20 protein-coding genes and 1 tRNA gene are annotated in these 14,549 nt (G+C 54.1%); 6 read left to right on the forward strand and 15 right to left on the reverse strand.

Annotation, left to right across the window (positions count from 1 at the left end; all coding sequences use genetic code 11):
- Positions 1 to 43: 43 nt before the first annotated feature.
- Positions 44 to 1,501 carry a cytosol nonspecific dipeptidase gene (pepD, locus tag ACOTX4_RS23165; RefSeq protein WP_003863206.1) on the reverse strand — a complete coding sequence of 486 codons (1,458 nt, stop codon included), beginning with the start codon at positions 1,499 to 1,501 and terminating at the stop codon, positions 44 to 46.
- 259 nt (positions 1,502 to 1,760) lie between these two features.
- On the opposite strand from pepD, the gene gpt reads away from it, so the two are divergent.
- The 3 genes from gpt to crl all read left to right on the forward strand — a co-directional run bounded on the left by gpt (position 1,761) and on the right by crl (position 4,026).
- The gene (gene gpt, locus ACOTX4_RS23170) at positions 1,761 to 2,219 is read left to right on the forward strand and encodes a xanthine phosphoribosyltransferase (RefSeq protein WP_003863205.1); all 459 of its coding nucleotides are present in this window, start codon (positions 1,761 to 1,763) and stop codon (positions 2,217 to 2,219) included.
- Between the two features lie 104 nt (positions 2,220 to 2,323).
- Positions 2,324 to 3,568 (forward strand): esterase FrsA, encoded by a 1,245-nt coding sequence (gene frsA / locus ACOTX4_RS23175; RefSeq protein ID WP_023295967.1) that lies wholly within the window; start codon positions 2,324 to 2,326, stop codon positions 3,566 to 3,568.
- Between the two features lie 56 nt (positions 3,569 to 3,624).
- On the forward strand, positions 3,625 to 4,026 hold the full coding sequence (gene crl, locus ACOTX4_RS23180) for a sigma factor-binding protein Crl (protein WP_006809999.1): 402 nt from the start codon (positions 3,625 to 3,627) through the stop codon (positions 4,024 to 4,026).
- A gap of 132 nt (positions 4,027 to 4,158) precedes the next feature.
- Here the strand turns inward: crl and phoE are convergent, their stop codons facing one another.
- Entirely contained in the window at positions 4,159 to 5,211 is a 1,053-nt protein-coding gene (gene phoE, locus ACOTX4_RS23185; RefSeq protein WP_003863199.1) for a phosphoporin PhoE, read from the reverse strand.
- A 305-nt stretch (positions 5,212 to 5,516) separates the two neighbouring features.
- On the opposite strand from phoE, the gene proB reads away from it, so the two are divergent.
- The 3 genes from proB (at position 5,517) to ACOTX4_RS23200 (ending at position 8,072) form a co-directional block, all read left to right on the forward strand.
- Complete coding sequence (proB, locus tag ACOTX4_RS23190; protein ID WP_015571369.1) at positions 5,517 to 6,620, forward strand: glutamate 5-kinase; 1,104 nt, start codon at positions 5,517 to 5,519, stop codon at positions 6,618 to 6,620.
- Positions 6,621 to 6,631: 11 nt separating this feature from the next.
- The gene (gene proA, locus ACOTX4_RS23195; RefSeq protein WP_023315480.1) at positions 6,632 to 7,885 is read left to right on the forward strand and encodes a glutamate-5-semialdehyde dehydrogenase; all 1,254 of its coding nucleotides are present in this window, start codon (positions 6,632 to 6,634) and stop codon (positions 7,883 to 7,885) included.
- Positions 7,886 to 7,996: 111 nt separating this feature from the next.
- Positions 7,997 to 8,072: transfer RNA gene (locus tag ACOTX4_RS23200), tRNA-Thr, on the forward strand.
- Positions 8,073 to 8,086: 14 nt separating this feature from the next.
- Here the strand turns inward: ACOTX4_RS23200 and ACOTX4_RS23205 are convergent.
- The 13 genes from ACOTX4_RS23205 to gamL all read right to left on the reverse strand — a co-directional run bounded on the left by ACOTX4_RS23205 (position 8,087) and on the right by gamL (position 14,547).
- Entirely contained in the window at positions 8,087 to 9,205 is a 1,119-nt protein-coding gene (locus ACOTX4_RS23205; protein ID WP_233157782.1) for a tyrosine-type recombinase/integrase, read from the reverse strand.
- Positions 9,127 to 9,477 (reverse strand): helix-turn-helix domain-containing protein, encoded by a 351-nt coding sequence (locus ACOTX4_RS23210; protein WP_072204100.1) that lies wholly within the window; start codon positions 9,475 to 9,477, stop codon positions 9,127 to 9,129. Before ACOTX4_RS23210 ends, ACOTX4_RS23205 begins: the two co-directional genes overlap by 79 nt.
- A 107-nt stretch (positions 9,478 to 9,584) precedes the next feature.
- Entirely contained in the window at positions 9,585 to 9,860 is a 276-nt protein-coding gene (locus ACOTX4_RS23215; protein ID WP_047359565.1) for a hypothetical protein, read from the reverse strand.
- 9 nt (positions 9,861 to 9,869) lie between these two features.
- Positions 9,870 to 10,109, reverse strand: coding sequence for a DUF4222 domain-containing protein (locus tag ACOTX4_RS23220; protein ID WP_058652697.1), 240 nt, complete (start codon positions 10,107 to 10,109; stop codon positions 9,870 to 9,872).
- Positions 10,110 to 10,304: 195 nt separating this feature from the next.
- Positions 10,305 to 10,526: a TraR/DksA family transcriptional regulator gene (locus tag ACOTX4_RS23225; protein ID WP_421635434.1), complete on the reverse strand. Its 222-nt coding sequence runs from the start codon at positions 10,524 to 10,526 to the stop codon at positions 10,305 to 10,307.
- Between the two features lie 2 nt (positions 10,527 to 10,528).
- Positions 10,529 to 10,774, reverse strand: a complete 246-nt coding sequence (locus ACOTX4_RS23230) for a hypothetical protein (protein ID WP_421635435.1) — start codon at positions 10,772 to 10,774, stop codon at positions 10,529 to 10,531.
- 91 nt (positions 10,775 to 10,865) lie between these two features.
- A complete protein-coding gene (locus ACOTX4_RS23235; RefSeq protein ID WP_368536396.1) occupies positions 10,866 to 11,435 on the reverse strand; it encodes a hypothetical protein in 570 nt (189 codons plus the stop codon).
- Positions 11,432 to 11,650 (reverse strand): hypothetical protein, encoded by a 219-nt coding sequence (locus ACOTX4_RS23240; RefSeq protein ID WP_045269894.1) that lies wholly within the window; start codon positions 11,648 to 11,650, stop codon positions 11,432 to 11,434. Before ACOTX4_RS23240 ends, ACOTX4_RS23235 begins: the two co-directional genes overlap by 4 nt.
- The gene (locus ACOTX4_RS23245; protein WP_421635436.1) at positions 11,647 to 12,198 is read right to left on the reverse strand and encodes a phage N-6-adenine-methyltransferase; all 552 of its coding nucleotides are present in this window, start codon (positions 12,196 to 12,198) and stop codon (positions 11,647 to 11,649) included. The genes ACOTX4_RS23240 and ACOTX4_RS23245 overlap by 4 nt, the downstream gene beginning before the upstream one ends.
- Complete coding sequence (locus ACOTX4_RS23250; RefSeq protein WP_373670695.1) at positions 12,195 to 12,659, reverse strand: hypothetical protein; 465 nt, start codon at positions 12,657 to 12,659, stop codon at positions 12,195 to 12,197. Before ACOTX4_RS23250 ends, ACOTX4_RS23245 begins: the two co-directional genes overlap by 4 nt.
- 2 nt (positions 12,660 to 12,661) lie before the next feature.
- Complete coding sequence (locus tag ACOTX4_RS23255; protein ID WP_273896246.1) at positions 12,662 to 13,342, reverse strand: lambda exonuclease family protein; 681 nt, start codon at positions 13,340 to 13,342, stop codon at positions 12,662 to 12,664.
- Positions 13,339 to 14,256 (reverse strand): recombinase RecT, encoded by a 918-nt coding sequence (locus ACOTX4_RS23260; RefSeq protein ID WP_047653460.1) that lies wholly within the window; start codon positions 14,254 to 14,256, stop codon positions 13,339 to 13,341. The genes ACOTX4_RS23255 and ACOTX4_RS23260 overlap by 4 nt, the downstream gene beginning before the upstream one ends.
- A gap of 9 nt (positions 14,257 to 14,265) precedes the next feature.
- Positions 14,266 to 14,547: a host nuclease inhibitor GamL gene (gamL, locus tag ACOTX4_RS23265; protein ID WP_048229705.1), complete on the reverse strand. Its 282-nt coding sequence runs from the start codon at positions 14,545 to 14,547 to the stop codon at positions 14,266 to 14,268.
- Between the last annotated feature and the right edge of the window lie 2 nt (positions 14,548 to 14,549).

A 14,549-nucleotide genomic window follows, 5' to 3' on the forward strand; every position in this document is an offset into this window, starting at 1 on the left:
GTAGGCCCGGTAAGCGTAGCGCCACCGGGCAACAGACGACGAATTACTTCGCAGGGATTGCTTTCAGCAGCTCAGTCAGCAGCGTCCAGTAGTGACCGACGCTTTCAATATGAACCTGTTCATCCGGGGAGTGTGGACCCGTGATGGTCGGCCCAATGGAGACCATGTCCATATCCGGATACGGTTTCTTGAACAGACCACACTCCAGACCCGCGTGAATAACCTGAATGTTCGGGGTGCTGTTGAACAGTCGCTGATAAGTTTCACGCACCAGTGCCATGACCGGAGAACTTGCATCCGGCTGCCAGCCCGGGTAGCTGCCTTTTGCAGACGTTTTCGCGCCCGCCAGGGTACCCAGAGATTCCAGCATGCTCACAACGTACTCTTTACCGCTGTCGATCAGGGAACGGATCAGGCAGATGATCTCTGCGCTGTCGTCACCCATGGTCACCACGCCCACGTTCAGGGAGGTTTCCACCACGCCTTTCGCCACGTCAGAGTTGCGAATAACGCCGTTTGGCGTTGCGTTCAGCAGCTGGACGAACGTGTCACGAGACTGTGCGGTCAGCGCGGCTTTATCCGTCGTAACGGACTCCAGCACCACCGTCAGGTTTTTCTCTTTTGCAGACAGTTCGTTTTTCAGGATCTCCAGATACACGCTGGAGAGTTTTTTCAGTTCGTCCGCTTTCGACGCAGGCACTGCCAAGGTAGCGAAGGCTTCGCGAGGGATCGCGTTACGCAGAGTACCGCCGTTGAAGTCCACCAGACGCAGATCCAGTTCAGCGGCATGGCCCGCCAGGAAACGCGCCAGCAGTTTGTTGGCGTTGCCCAGGCCCAGGTGAATATCCCCGCCGGAGTGACCGCCTTTCAGCCCTTTCAGCGTCAGCTTAAAGGTCTCGAATCCGGCAGGGATCGCTTCGCGGGACAGCGGCAGGGTAGAGATAAAATCGATCCCGCCTGCGCAGCCCATGTAGATCTCACCCTCTTCTTCGGAGTCGGTGTTGATCAGAATGTCCGCTTGCAGCCAGTTTGCCTGGAGACCGAACGCGCCATCCATGCCCGCTTCTTCAGTCATGGTCAGCAGCACTTCCAGCGGACCGTGTTCAACGCTGTCGTCAGCCAGCACGGCCAGCGCGGAAGCCATACCAATGCCGTTATCTGCGCCCAGAGTCGTGCCGCGCGCCTTCACCCACTCACCGTCGATGTAAGGCTGGATCGGGTCTTTTGTGAAGTCGTGAACGGTGTCGTTGTTTTTCTGCGGAACCATATCCAGGTGCGCCTGCAATACCACTGGCTTACGGTTTTCCATACCTGCGGTGGCAGGTTTGCGGATAAGAATATTGCCAACCTGGTCGCGCTCAGCGTGCAGACCTTTTTCCTTCGCCCAACCCATAATATGTTCGGCAAGCTGTTCTTCGTGATAGGAAGGGTGCGGAATGGAGCAGATTTTGGCAAAAATATCCCACAGTGGCTGTGGAGATAATTGAGACAGTTCAGACACGATAGGTCTCCTTGTCGTTGCGCTGCAAAACAATGTTGCAGGTCACAGGGTTAGCAGGTTAATCGTTACCACAAGTCAGGCTTGCGAGATGCAACTGAGAATACCACTTTCTCCCGTGGCTGGTAGCATTAAGCATGTAAAAACTCAGGCTCATGGCGCGTAACACTGGTTTTTAGTGCGTCAGATCTCTATAATCTCGCGCAACCTGGTTCACCCTCATTTTTTTTAAGCCGTATATAAACAGGCTGGGACACTTCACATGAGCGAAAAATACGTCGTCACCTGGGACATGTTGCAGATTCACGCACGCAAACTGGCTGCGCGTCTGATGCCTTCCGAACAGTGGAAAGGCATTATTGCCGTCAGCCGTGGCGGTCTGGTACCGGGGGCGCTGCTGGCACGTGAGCTGGGTATTCGTCATGTCGATACCGTATGTATCTCCAGCTACGATCACGACAACCAGCGCGAACTGAAAGTGCTGAAACGCGCGGAAGGCGACGGTGAAGGCTTTATCGTTATCGACGATCTGGTGGATACCGGCGGTACTGCGGTGGCTATCCGCGAAATGTATCCAAAAGCGCACTTCGTCACTATCTTCGCGAAACCAGCGGGTCGCCCACTGGTTGATGATTACGTCATTGATATCCCGCAGGATACCTGGATTGAACAGCCATGGGATATGGGCGTGGTCTTCGTACCGCCTATCTCTGGCCGTTAATTTCAGTACGTAACTTTACACGCCCGGTTATGCCGGGCGTTGTTCTTTTTACCCTGCCACGCGTTACAATGGTCTTCATATGACGTATCCATGGAGGCAACGCAATGACGCAGGCGAATCTCACCGAAACTCTCTTCAAACCCCGTTTCAAGCACCCTGAAACGTCGACGCTGGTGCGTCGGTTTAATCCGGGGACAATGCCTGCCGTTCAGTCAGCGTTAGACGGTAAAAACGTGCCCCACTGGTATCGAATGATTAACCGCCTGATGTGGATCTGGCGCGGCATCGATCCGCGTGAAATCCTCGACGTGCAGGCGCGTATCGTGATGAGCGAGTCCGAGCGTACCGACAGCGATCTCTACGATACGGTGGTGGGCTACCGTGGTGGAAACTGGATCTACGAATGGTCAAAGCAGGCCATGCTCTGGCAGCAAAAAGCGAGCCAGGAAGAAGATGCCACTCTCAGCGGCAAGCACTGGCTGCATGCGGCAAACCTTTACAGCATCGCTGCATATCCGCATCTTAAAGGCGACGAACTGGCAGAGCAGGCGCAGGCGCTGGCAAACCGGGCTTATGAAGAGGCTGCGCAGCGGTTGCCTGGCCGGATGCGTGAAATTGAGTTCGCCATTCCCGGCGGCAGCCCGGTGACCGGATTCCTGCATATGCCGGAGGGGGAAGGGCCGTTCCCGACGGTTCTGATGTGCGGTGGACTGGACTCGTTACAAATTGACTATTACAGCCTGTATGAGCGCTACTTTGCCCCAAACGGAATCGCCATGCTCACGCTTGATATGCCTTCCATTGGTTTTTCATCCAAATGGAAACTTACGCAAGACTCCAGCTTGCTGCATCAGCATGCTTTAAAAGCGCTGGAGAATATCCCCTGGGTTGATCACACCCGGGTTGGCGCGTTTGGCTTCCGCTTTGGCGCTAACGTCGCGGTACGGCTTGCCTACCTTGAATCTTCACGCCTGAAGGCCGTCGCCTGTCTTGGTCCGGTGGTGCATGCTCTGTTAAGCGATCCTGCGCGTCAGGGTAGCGTTCCTGAGATGTATCTGGACGTACTGGCGAGCCGACTTGGCATGCATGATGCTTCAGACGAAGCGTTGCGCATTGAACTTAATCGTTATTCATTAAAAACGCAGGGCTTACTCGGCCGCCGCTGTCCAACTCCGATGATGTCCGGTTTCTGGAAGAACGATCCGTTTAGCCCGGAAGAGGAGTCACGCTTAATCACGTCGTCATCTTCTGATGGTAAATTGCTGGAGGTGCCCTTCAGCCCGGTGTACCAGAATTTTGACAAAGCGCTGAAAGAGATCACACGCTGGATCACGCAGAGATTGTGTTAATAGTTTGCTAAATTTCGTTGGTTTGGTAAAACAGTGCTTCACAAAAGGAGATCGCAATGACGTTACCGAGTGGACACCCGAAAAGTAGACTGATTAAGAAGTTCATGGCTCTTGGCCCGTATATTCGAGAAGAGCAGTGTGAAGAGAATCGCTTTTTTTTCGACTGCCTGGCTGTTTGCGTCAACGTGAAGCCTGCACCCGAAAAACGTGAGTTCTGGGGCTGGTGGATGGAAATGGAAGCACAGGAAAACCGTTTTACCTATAGCTATCAGTTTGGCCTGTTTAATAAAGACGGGCACTGGCAGGCGACGAGCATCAAAGATCAGGAAGTGATCGATCGCCTGGAGCATACGCTAAAAGAATTTCACGGCAAAGCTCGCGACCTGCTGGCCACGCTGGATCTGAAGCTGGAGCCTGCGGACGATTTTTCCAGCGAAGCGGTGAAATTGAGAGCCTGATGATGTCACAGCGCCGGGGGGCGGCTACGCCTTACCCGGCCTGTAAAATGTATTAACCCGTAGATCTGGTAAGCACAGCATCATCGGGCATAAAAAAACCGGCTCATCGCCGGTTTTTTTATTACCACAACATCAGAACTGGTAGGTCATGCCCAGCGCAACGATATCATCGCTGCTTACGCCCAGTTTATTATCGTCATCGATCTGGTTGATTTTATAATCAACAAAGGCAGACATATTTTTGTTGAAATAATATGTCGCACCAACGTCAATGTATTTCACGATATCTTCATCGCCGATACCTTCGATATCTTTGCCTTTAGACTGCACGTAACCCAGAGATGGACGCAGACCAAAGTCAAATTGATATTGCGCGACCACTTCGAAGTTTTGCGCTTTATTTGCAAAGCCACCGGAAATAGGGGCCATATTGCGGGTTTCGGAATAAATAGTGGCCAGATAAATATCGTTGGCATCATATTTCAAACCGGTTGCCCAGCCTTCTGCTTTTTTACCTTCGCCGCGAGCCTGAAGGTTTTGCTCGTTGGTGCGATCGGAGCTGGCATACGCACCAATCACAGAAAAATCGCTGCCGCCGAAGTCATAGCTCAGGGAGGTACCGAAGCCGTCACCGTTTTGCTTCTTCACGTCGCGGTTTTCATTTTTGCCCTGGTATTGCAGGGTCATATTCAGGCCGTCAACCAGGCCAAAGAAATCGGTATTACGGTATGTGGCCAGACCGGAGGCGCGTTTCGTCATGAAGTTATCGGTCTGTGCCAGGCCGTCACCGCCGAACTCCGGGAACATATCGGTGTATGCGGCGACGTCATACAGCGCGCCCAGGTTACGGCCATAATCCAGTGAGCCGAAGTCTTTCAGTTTCAGCCCGGCAAATGCCAGACGTGTTTTTTGAGAAGAGTCGCTTTCAGCTTTGTTACCCGCGAACTCAGCTTCCCAACGTCCGTAGCCCGTCAGCTGATCGTTAATCTGCGTTTCACCCTTAAAGCCGAAACGAACATAAGTCTGGTCACCATCCTTAGCGTCATCATCACTGATGTAGTGCATTGCTTTTACTTTGCCGTACACGTCCAGTTTATTCCCGTTTTTATTATAAACTTCTGCTGCCTGAACAGATGCGGAAGCAACTACGCCCATTACCACTAATGCCAGAGTGCTCTTTTTCATTTTCAATCCTGATTTTATAAAAACGCGCTAATATTCGCTGAGTAATAAGATTCGGCTTATTACCCCGTGAAAAACAGGAAGGGTTTTATCGTTCGTGGGTGAAAGTTTTATGACAAAGTAAGAATATGTCTAAAAAAGTATGTTTTAATTTTTCGGTAATAAAATTGTCAAAATGTGCCGCTACGCTTCCTGATCCCGCGCAACAAAGTGACGGGTCATGCGCTAAGGCAGTTGGCAACGGGGCTGACACCTGTTAAAACGTCTGACTGACATCATTTTCCCTTATTGTTGAACGGCAGAGAATCATGAGTGACAGCCAGACGCTGGTGGTAAAACTCGGTACCAGTGTGTTAACAGGCGGATCGCGCCGCCTGAATCGTGCCCATATCGTTGAGCTTGTACGTCAGTGCGCTCAGTTGCATGCCGCAGGGCATCGTATTGTAATTGTGACATCCGGGGCGATTGCCGCCGGGCGTGAACACCTGGGCTACCCCGAACTCCCCGCGACGATCGCTTCCAAACAGCTGCTGGCCGCCGTGGGACAAAGCCGACTCATACAGCTCTGGGAACAACTGTTCTCCATCTACGGCATTCACGTCGGGCAGATGCTGCTGACGCGTGCGGATATGGAAGACAGAGAACGTTTCCTGAATGCCCGCGATACGCTGCGTGCGCTGCTGGATAACCATATCGTTCCGGTCATTAACGAAAACGACGCTGTTGCCACCGCTGAAATCAAAGTGGGCGACAACGATAACCTCTCTGCGCTGGCGGCGATCCTGGCAGGGGCCGATAAGCTGCTGCTTCTGACCGATCAGCAGGGGCTGTTTACCGCTGATCCGCGCTCTAATCCACAGGCTGAACTGATCAAAGACGTTCACGGCATTGACGATGCGCTGCGCGCCATCGCGGGTGACAGCGTTTCTGGTCTGGGGACAGGCGGCATGGGCACCAAGCTCCAGGCCGCGGACGTGGCGTGCCGGGCCGGCATCGACACCATCATCGCCGCAGGCAGCCGTCCGGGCGTGATAGGTGATGTGATGGAAGGCATCTCTGTAGGTACTCGCTTCCACGCCCAGGCGTCCCCGCTGGAAAACCGCAAACGCTGGATCTTTGGCGCGCCCCCGGCTGGTGAATTGACCGTGGATGAAGGCGCGACCGCCGCTATTCTGGAAAGAGGAAGCTCGTTACTTCCAAAAGGAATTAAAAGCGTGACAGGCAACTTCTCGCGTGGTGAAGTGATCCGAATCCGTAACCTTGAAGGTCGCGACATCGCTCATGGCGTAAGTCGTTATAACAGCGACGCGCTGCGTCGGATTGCTGGCCACCATTCCCAGCAGATCGACGCCATCCTGGGCTATGAATATGGCCCGGTTGCCGTGCATCGTGACGACATGATTATTCGTTAAGGAGCCAGAACATGCTGGAACAAATGGGCGCAGCCGCGAAAGCCGCCTCGTATAAACTGGCGCTCCTTTCCAGCCGCGAGAAAAACCGCGTGCTGGAAAAAATCGCTGATTATCTGGAATCTCAGTCGCAGGAAATTTTGCTCGCCAACGAGCAGGATCTGCTGGAAGCGCGTCGCAACGGCTTGAGCGAAGCGATGCTCGACCGTCTGGCGCTGACCCCGGCGCGTTTGAAAGGTATTGCCGACGACGTCCGTCAGGTGTGCAACCTCGCCGACCCGGTAGGGCAGGTGATTGACGGTGGGGTGCTCGACAGCGGGTTACGCCTTGAACGTCGTCGCGTGCCGCTTGGCGTCATTGGGGTGATTTACGAAGCGCGTCCAAACGTGACGGTGGATGTCGCCTCCCTGTGCCTGAAGACCGGTAACGCCGCGATCCTGCGTGGCGGGAAAGAGACCTGGCGCACCAACGCCGCGACGGTAAACGTCATCCAGCAGGCGCTAGAGGAGTGTGGTTTACCGGCGGGTGCCGTGCAGGCGATTGAAAGCCCCGACCGTGCTCTGGTTAACGAGATGCTGCGCATGGACAAATACATCGACATGCTCATCCCACGCGGCGGTGCGGGCCTGCACAAGCTGTGCCGCGAGCAATCTACCATTCCGGTGATCACCGGTGGTATTGGCGTATGCCATATCGTGGTGGATGACACCGCGGAGGTAGAACCTGCGCTGAAGATTATCGTCAACGCTAAAACCCAGCGTCCAAGCACCTGTAATACGGTAGAAACGCTGCTGGTGCATCAGGGCATCGCCAGTACCTTCCTGCCAGCGCTGAGCAAGCAGATGGCGGAAAGTGGCGTCACGCTGCATGCGGACGAGAAGGCTTTCGCCCTGCTGAAAGACGGTCCGGCGAAGGTCGTTCCGGTTAACGCGGAGCAGTACGACGATGAGTATTTGTCGCTGGATCTGAACGTGAAGGTAGTTGCGGATCTCGATGACGCTATTGCGCACATTCGTGAACACGGAACCCAGCATTCTGACGCGATCCTGACGCGCACCCTGCGCAATGCCGATCGGTTTGTGAATGAAGTGGATTCGTCTGCGGTTTACGTCAATGCCTCGACGCGCTTTACCGATGGCGGCCAGTTTGGTCTGGGCGCGGAGGTGGCGGTGAGCACACAGAAGCTGCACGCCCGCGGTCCGATGGGGCTGGAAGCGCTGACCACCTACAAGTGGATCGGCTTTGGTGATGATACCATTCGTGCGTAAATAATCGCGGGTGATGCAAAAATAGCCGTTTGATTCAAAAGGGCATTGACGCATCACCCGGTTAGATCTACTCTCTTGCCCCGTGGTTACGCTCGTAACCGGCCTTTCAGGGCCGATATAGCTCAGTTGGTAGAGCAGCGCATTCGTAATGCGAAGGTCGTAGGTTCGACTCCTATTATCGGCACCAGAAAATTCAATCAGTTACGTGTTATTCGTACCCTCCTTGCTTTCCATGTGGGACAGATTTGGGACACAATCGCCAAAAATCGAGTCGATTTGCTTGGCATGTTCGGTCAGGTGATTTGGTGCCAGGTGTGCATACCGGCGTACCATTTCGATAGACTCCCACCCGCCCATTTCCTGCAGCACCGATATCGGAACCCCGGCCTGAACTAACCAGCTTGCCCAGGTGTGTCTCAGATCGTGAAATCTGAAATCCTCAATACCAGCTCGCTTTAGTGCTGCCCGCCAGGCGGTGTTGGCGTCATACCGCATTTTCCTCACGGCTGGCGCTTTCGTTCCGTCCGGCTTAGTGCAGCTCTCCTTATAGACGAACACCCACTTGTGGTGACTTCCTATTTGTCTTTTCAGCACGCGACATGCAGTATCATTCAGTGCCACGCCAATGGCCTGATTTGATTTGCTCTGCTCCGGGTGTATCCACGCCACCCGGCGCTGCATGTCAATCTGCTGCCACTCCAGATTGATGATGTTCGACCGGCGAAGTCCTGTAGCCAGCGCAAACTCGACAACAGACTTCAACGGCTCCGGGCATTCATCAATCAGCCTTTTGGCCTCGTGAGGCTCCAGCCAACGGATACGCTTATTCTTTGGCTGGGGAACCTTGACGATAGGGGCCTTATCCAGCATCTTCCATTCACGTTCTGCCGCACGGAGAAGCGCCTTGATAAATGAAAGGTGTGTGGCCTTTGTCGCTACCGATGCCGGGCGCGGAACGTAGTCAGGCGTTTCCTTGCCTTTCTTCGTTTGCGCCGCGTTCATCAGCTTCCAGTTTTCCTCATGCCTGCGGTTGGTCATCTTCTGTATGGCGGCGTAGATCCGCGATTCAGTGATGTCCTTCAGCTGCATGCCGGCGAAGTGCTGGAGCCAGAATCCGATCCGGCTCTTGTCATCATCCAGCGACTTCTTGTGCGCCTTCTCCTCAAGCCACCTCACACAGGCATCCTCAAATGTCATGTCAGGCACTTCACCGAGCTTGCTCGCCCGCCAGGCTTCGGCCTTTAGCTTGTCATGGAGTTCCGTGGCCTGCCTTTTGTCCTTTGTCCCAAGAGACTGCTTAAATCTTTTGCCGTCCGGCAATGTGAAGCTGGCGTACCAGGTTTCACCTCTGCGGAAGAGTGACATATTAATTCCTCTCGTATGCCATCGCCCGCGCTCACCTGGACAGTATGCAGCGGTGACTTGAGCGCCGCAATGCAGGCCTGTCGGGTAGTGAGGTAAGGGGATTTTGGTTTGGATGGGTCTTTTCGGGTTGCCTGCAGTCTGCCGGTGCGGATCCAGTTCGCAGCTGTTGGTCTGGATATGCCCAGCATTGCGCAGGCCTGATTGAGAGTGATGCTGTATTGTTCCACTGCGTTCTCCAGGCAAAAAGAAGCCCTCGCAATGGAGGGCTGAAAGGGGGATAACGTGGCAGTGCATTCGCACCCAATAGCCAGCTCATAACTGGCTATCAGTTGCGTCATTTGAAATTGTGTTCTTGCAAAGCCTCACCGAGGCGAATTAGCCAGCGACCTAATTGCTCCATGGCTTCTTCTTTTGTTTCATGCAGGTCAGAGTGGATGTTCATTGAGACCTGGTTGAGATGCGTCATCGGGCGATACTCGAGTTCGACGGGCCAATCGACGATTGTTGAATGTTCCTCTGAGGAGTGGCTGATAACGGTATATTTGCTGTAGTCCTCTAGACCGTTAGCATCTCTCTTAAACTCCTCAAGACGAATAGATGTCTTCCCCATAATCTCTCCTCATGCCGCACGCTGGGCGCGCAGCTTCTTCAGGTGTTCTGCTGTTTCGATTTCTTCTGCGATCCGCTCGGCCTGTGCTTTGGTCAGCGGTTCGAATTCGTGTTGAAAGCGGCCCATGCTGGCGATGCAGGTGCGGCCGTTGCGGATGTAGTGGATGATTTCGTGGGTAGCGCGGAGGATTTTGCATGGCGCGCCGAAATCATCGGCGTACCAGGTATTAGGCTGGATTATCCTGAACATGGTCTGACTCCTGATTGCGCTTTATTTCCTTTCGGTATGCTGCAACCTCTTTCGCTTTCCTTTTCTGCCGCGGTGATGGCTTTGCGTGCTCCCAAACAAAAGGCCAATTGCTACCCCATACCAACCAGCGTCTATTGCTGATTCGATAAGTGTTATTGATGTGTGCACCAAGCAGCCTACGGGCTTGTCGGTTGTTCATGACAGTCCTCTCTGCTTATTCTTCAATTCGATAACACCCTGGAACTCCGCGCACGTCTGGCATCCGGGAACGGCAGCGCGCCGCGGCTCGGGAATTGGTTCGTCGCATTCTTCACAACGCTCAGCTGATACGGCGTTGCGGTCGATGCGGTGAGCGGAAAGGGCAGCGTTACGCTGAAGCTCTTCAATCTCTGCTGCTGTGTCGATGATATCGGCCATAATCATTGCTCCCATGTTTTAAGATTCCCCCCGCAGAAGGGGCAGAAGTTCATAGCGATGCCACGTCCGACATACTCGCCGGAGTGTAGTTGTGCAATATCGATTGCCGGCTTGCCAGTGTTGAAATTCACCCGTTCCGGGATAAACGCGCCTTTCGAACGATATGATGGGTTTCCATATTCGAGGGCCTTAGCCAGCATGTCGAAGCGATTAATTAGATTTCCATTCAACGTACACTTATCGCTCATGGTCAATGCTCCCGGAACTGTCGGTTAATTCGGCTGAAGGTGAACGCCAGCAATAAAAAAGGCCGCGATAGCGACCTGGTTATTAGTGCCTTCATGCTGCACCACCTTCATTCTTCTCGGCTAGCACCAGTCTTCCGTCGCATAGAGCACGAATAATTTCCTGATACTCCCAGCCGAAGTACATGCTCTCGACGTAGACCCGCAGAGGAGGGTAATCATGCTGTTTGCGGCGAATGAAAGCCTCCGCTGCTTCACGGGTAAAATGAGCGTTGATGTTCTGCCACTCTTTACGTGTACCGCAGACAGTGTGGCCGTCAAGGTCAGCCAGCACTTCCCACTGAGCATCTTCATCGAGATCGGTAAAGGCAGTGTCGCACTGGTCAATGCAGAAGGCGTTTAACTCTTCCTGCTGTTGTTCATCCAGATCGTCCCAATACTCTTGCGGGCTGTCCCATTCGCATTCTTCGAAATGGACTATCTTCGATTCGCCGTACTCTTCTGCTAGGCCATAAATGGTTGCCTGCTTCTGAACCATGAAAATCGGATCGGCGGTGGCGTGACGATCAACACCATCGCCGCGATGGTGATACCTCAAGCGCTCAATGAAGTCTGCGAATGTTTCCGGAGTTAATTTCGCTCCGTCTGCTATCGAATTGCTCATGAATCAACTCCGAAGCGGCGATTAAGCCTGCCTGTGTATACGACGAACTCCAGGAGGCTAACTCCCAGAGCTTCAATTTTCTTGTGATGCTTGTTGATGATGGGAGGCACCGTTTCGTTCCAGTTAGGCTTTGGCTTTTTGCGCATGGCCTGCTGGATTTCCTCGGTGCAGCGGCGGCAGGCCGAGCGGATGGCGTTGTCTGTTTCTGGCGTCATGCGGCCTCCCGGCGGGCGAGAAGTTTCACCCCGAAAGCCATCAGCTCGTTCCGGTCCACAGTTGCGAAGTGGCAGTGTGTACGCGGGTACGGTCGCCAGATGATGAGCATCGACCCCTTGTTGTTACCGCTGACCGGCTTACCGGTGACCGGGTTGATAAATGCCAGCCGTCCGGCGGTGATGAAACGCACTTCGCTGGCTGTCTGGATAGCCTCCTTAAACCAGCCAACCGAAGTGTCTGCCGGAACCAGCATGACCGTGCCGATCTGATTAGCGCTCTCGGCGGCGGCCTTCTTCACAAACGGTGTGATGTCGCTGTATGGCGGATTAAGCCAGACGTAGCCAGGTACATTCAGGTAATCAGCCCAGAGAGTCTCCAGTGTATTCTGCTCGGCGGTGATGAACTTCCGGCACAGCGCGTTATGCGGCGCCGCGGCAGCATCAAGTTGGAAGCAGAACTCAGCATCCAATGCAGCGAAGAGGACTGGTGGAGTGCGCCAGAGGTCGCGCTGATCCGCTGGCGTGTTGCTGCCGGTGTAATCGGTCATACATCCTCCCGCTCCGGATCGTTAACATCCCAGCCATTACGCTCAATATTGGTTTGCAGCCGCTTATCTCCGACCTCTTCAATGCTGCGGCTGGTAATCTCTGCGACTTCAGCGTTTGAGTGTCGCCACAGCAGCGCCAGCTCTTCGGTAGTCCATTCAGGCATGACTTTCCCTCCTGACGATCGGGCAAGTGAGTTGCGCTTGCTGCGCACGGAGTAGATAGATCGGCTGGTTGCCGCGGCGATTTCCTCGGGAGAGAACCGGCCAAACAGAAACAACTCTGCTTTGGTCCACTTCCTGAGGTTGGTGTTGGCTGGGAATTTCACATCGAGGCGAGCAGCCTGTGTGTAAACGGCGCGCTCACTTCTCTCCAGTTTTTCGGCAATCAATGAGACGGGCATCTGTCCGGCAACTTCATGCAGGAACAGGTTTTCCCATGGTTGCCAGTGATTTGCTCCCATTGTTACCTCCACTGTTCGCCAAACGTGAAGCCGATCTCCGCCAGCGCCTCGTCCATCTTCTCGATGAACTCCGGCACCATTTCGTTGAAGTCGGTCATGTACTGCGGATCCCGTTCAACGACTACGTGGTGAATGCCTTCCCGTTTCATACGCGGGTCATAGTTGGCAAAGAACCAGGCATCTTTCCCGGTCACCCACATGCTGTACTGCACCTGGGCCATGTAGGCGGACTTGATGGCTTCGAAACCGCCGAGACGGAATTTCATAAAGTCGCGGGAGGTGAACGGGCATTTCAATTCGAGGCCGAAATCGTTACTGCAAAGGCCGTCAGGGGAGCACGCAGTGCGCATGCTCTCGTCACGGAACAGGATCGGAGACTCCGTGACTTTTACGTCAGTGGTGAACTCGAAGAGGGTGCGGGCGTCTTCCTCGTACTGCTTGCCCCAGGCCAGCGCCTTGGCGTTAACCTCTGGCGCGACGCCGGTGCAAACCTCGGCGAGTAGGGTGTGGAAGTAGGACATCTTCATGCCCGTCCATTTGGTGCCAGAACGCGGCTTGGAAATGACGTTGTGCACTTCAGAGGCAGTAATGACGCCGAGACGCAGTCGGTGCCACGCCTCATCGCCCTGCTGGATAGTGGTTACGTCGATACCGGTCCGGGCCAGGATAATTTCTGGTGTCATGCTGCCGCCTTTTGCCTGAGGAACCCGAGAGCCTTAACACCTTCCATTTCTGTTAGGTCGGCTGGCTGCGAGATAGGGCGTTTGAAAATGCGTGAACAGAGAGGGAGAAGATCGGCATCCCATGTCTTATCCAAAGAGACAAGGAGGTCGTTTATCTCTTTCTGCGTGGCTTCGCTAAGCGGCGTTATATCGCGCTCAGGCTGACGCTCTGCTGTAAAGTTGATACCTTCTTCGCCCTCGGTGTTAACGTGGTCTATGGCGGCGTCCAGGCGCTCACGGCGAGGCCAGTATTTTGCTGCCTGCTTCACGACCGTCTTGAGGATCATCTGCTCTTCATCGGTGACCCATGGACACTTCTTGCTATTGTCGGATTTGTACTTCTTCCACGCTTCTGAGCGGTCACGGATGGAGTAGATGGCATCGATGCGCATCGTATGGGTGAGGTAATCACCATCGTCAGTTTTTACCGTTACATACGCGCCTACGATGTCCCCGCGCTGCTCTTCAGTATCGAAGTCGTTGTAGATGTGGATTGGCGGCTTATCGAGCCCCTCGCGGCGGAACTGGTCGTTTCTTCGAACAATAGCCGACTGGCACCACTTAATGGCGCCAGACTGCTGCGCGATGTGCATCAGGCCCATGTAACTGATGTCTAGGCAAATAGCCCCTTTACGCGGAACCAGGTAAGCCAGCTTCTGAGCTGGGTTTAGCGAAATACCGATAGCCGCAACGTTGATGATTGCGTTCTGCGTGCTGGTCTGGTTCTGGAAAGCGACTTTCGCGAGGTAGTCGTTGTTCTGAAATAGTTGGATGGCAAACTGGCTTTCCTTCGCCCACACCATCCGCTCGTCTGTGGCCGCCTTCATGAAAAGCGGCTCCTGTTGTTTGACGAAATCAACAAGGGTTAAGCTCATAGCCCCTCCTTAAAATGGGCAGGTTGGATGAAGGCGATCCCACTCTTCTTCGGCGCGGTCGTAACAGATGCGTGTGACATAGTCGTTATAGGCTTCCTCTGCCTTTTCACCGACTAGTGCCATTTGCGCTTCTTTTGGGAGAAACAGGCTACTCATTTGCAGAGCATATTTCGGGAACATGGCGATCAGTTCTTTCGCCCGGTTGTCGATCCACTTCTCCTTCTCGTCGGTGAGCTGCTGCTCAACCCAGCGCCGATCTTCGATGCGGTCGTAAGTGAGGTATGCGTTCATGG

The organism is Enterobacter cloacae complex sp. IR5459 (assembly GCF_049238005.1).
In the GTDB taxonomy this organism is placed as follows: domain Bacteria; phylum Pseudomonadota; class Gammaproteobacteria; order Enterobacterales; family Enterobacteriaceae; genus Enterobacter; species Enterobacter hormaechei_C.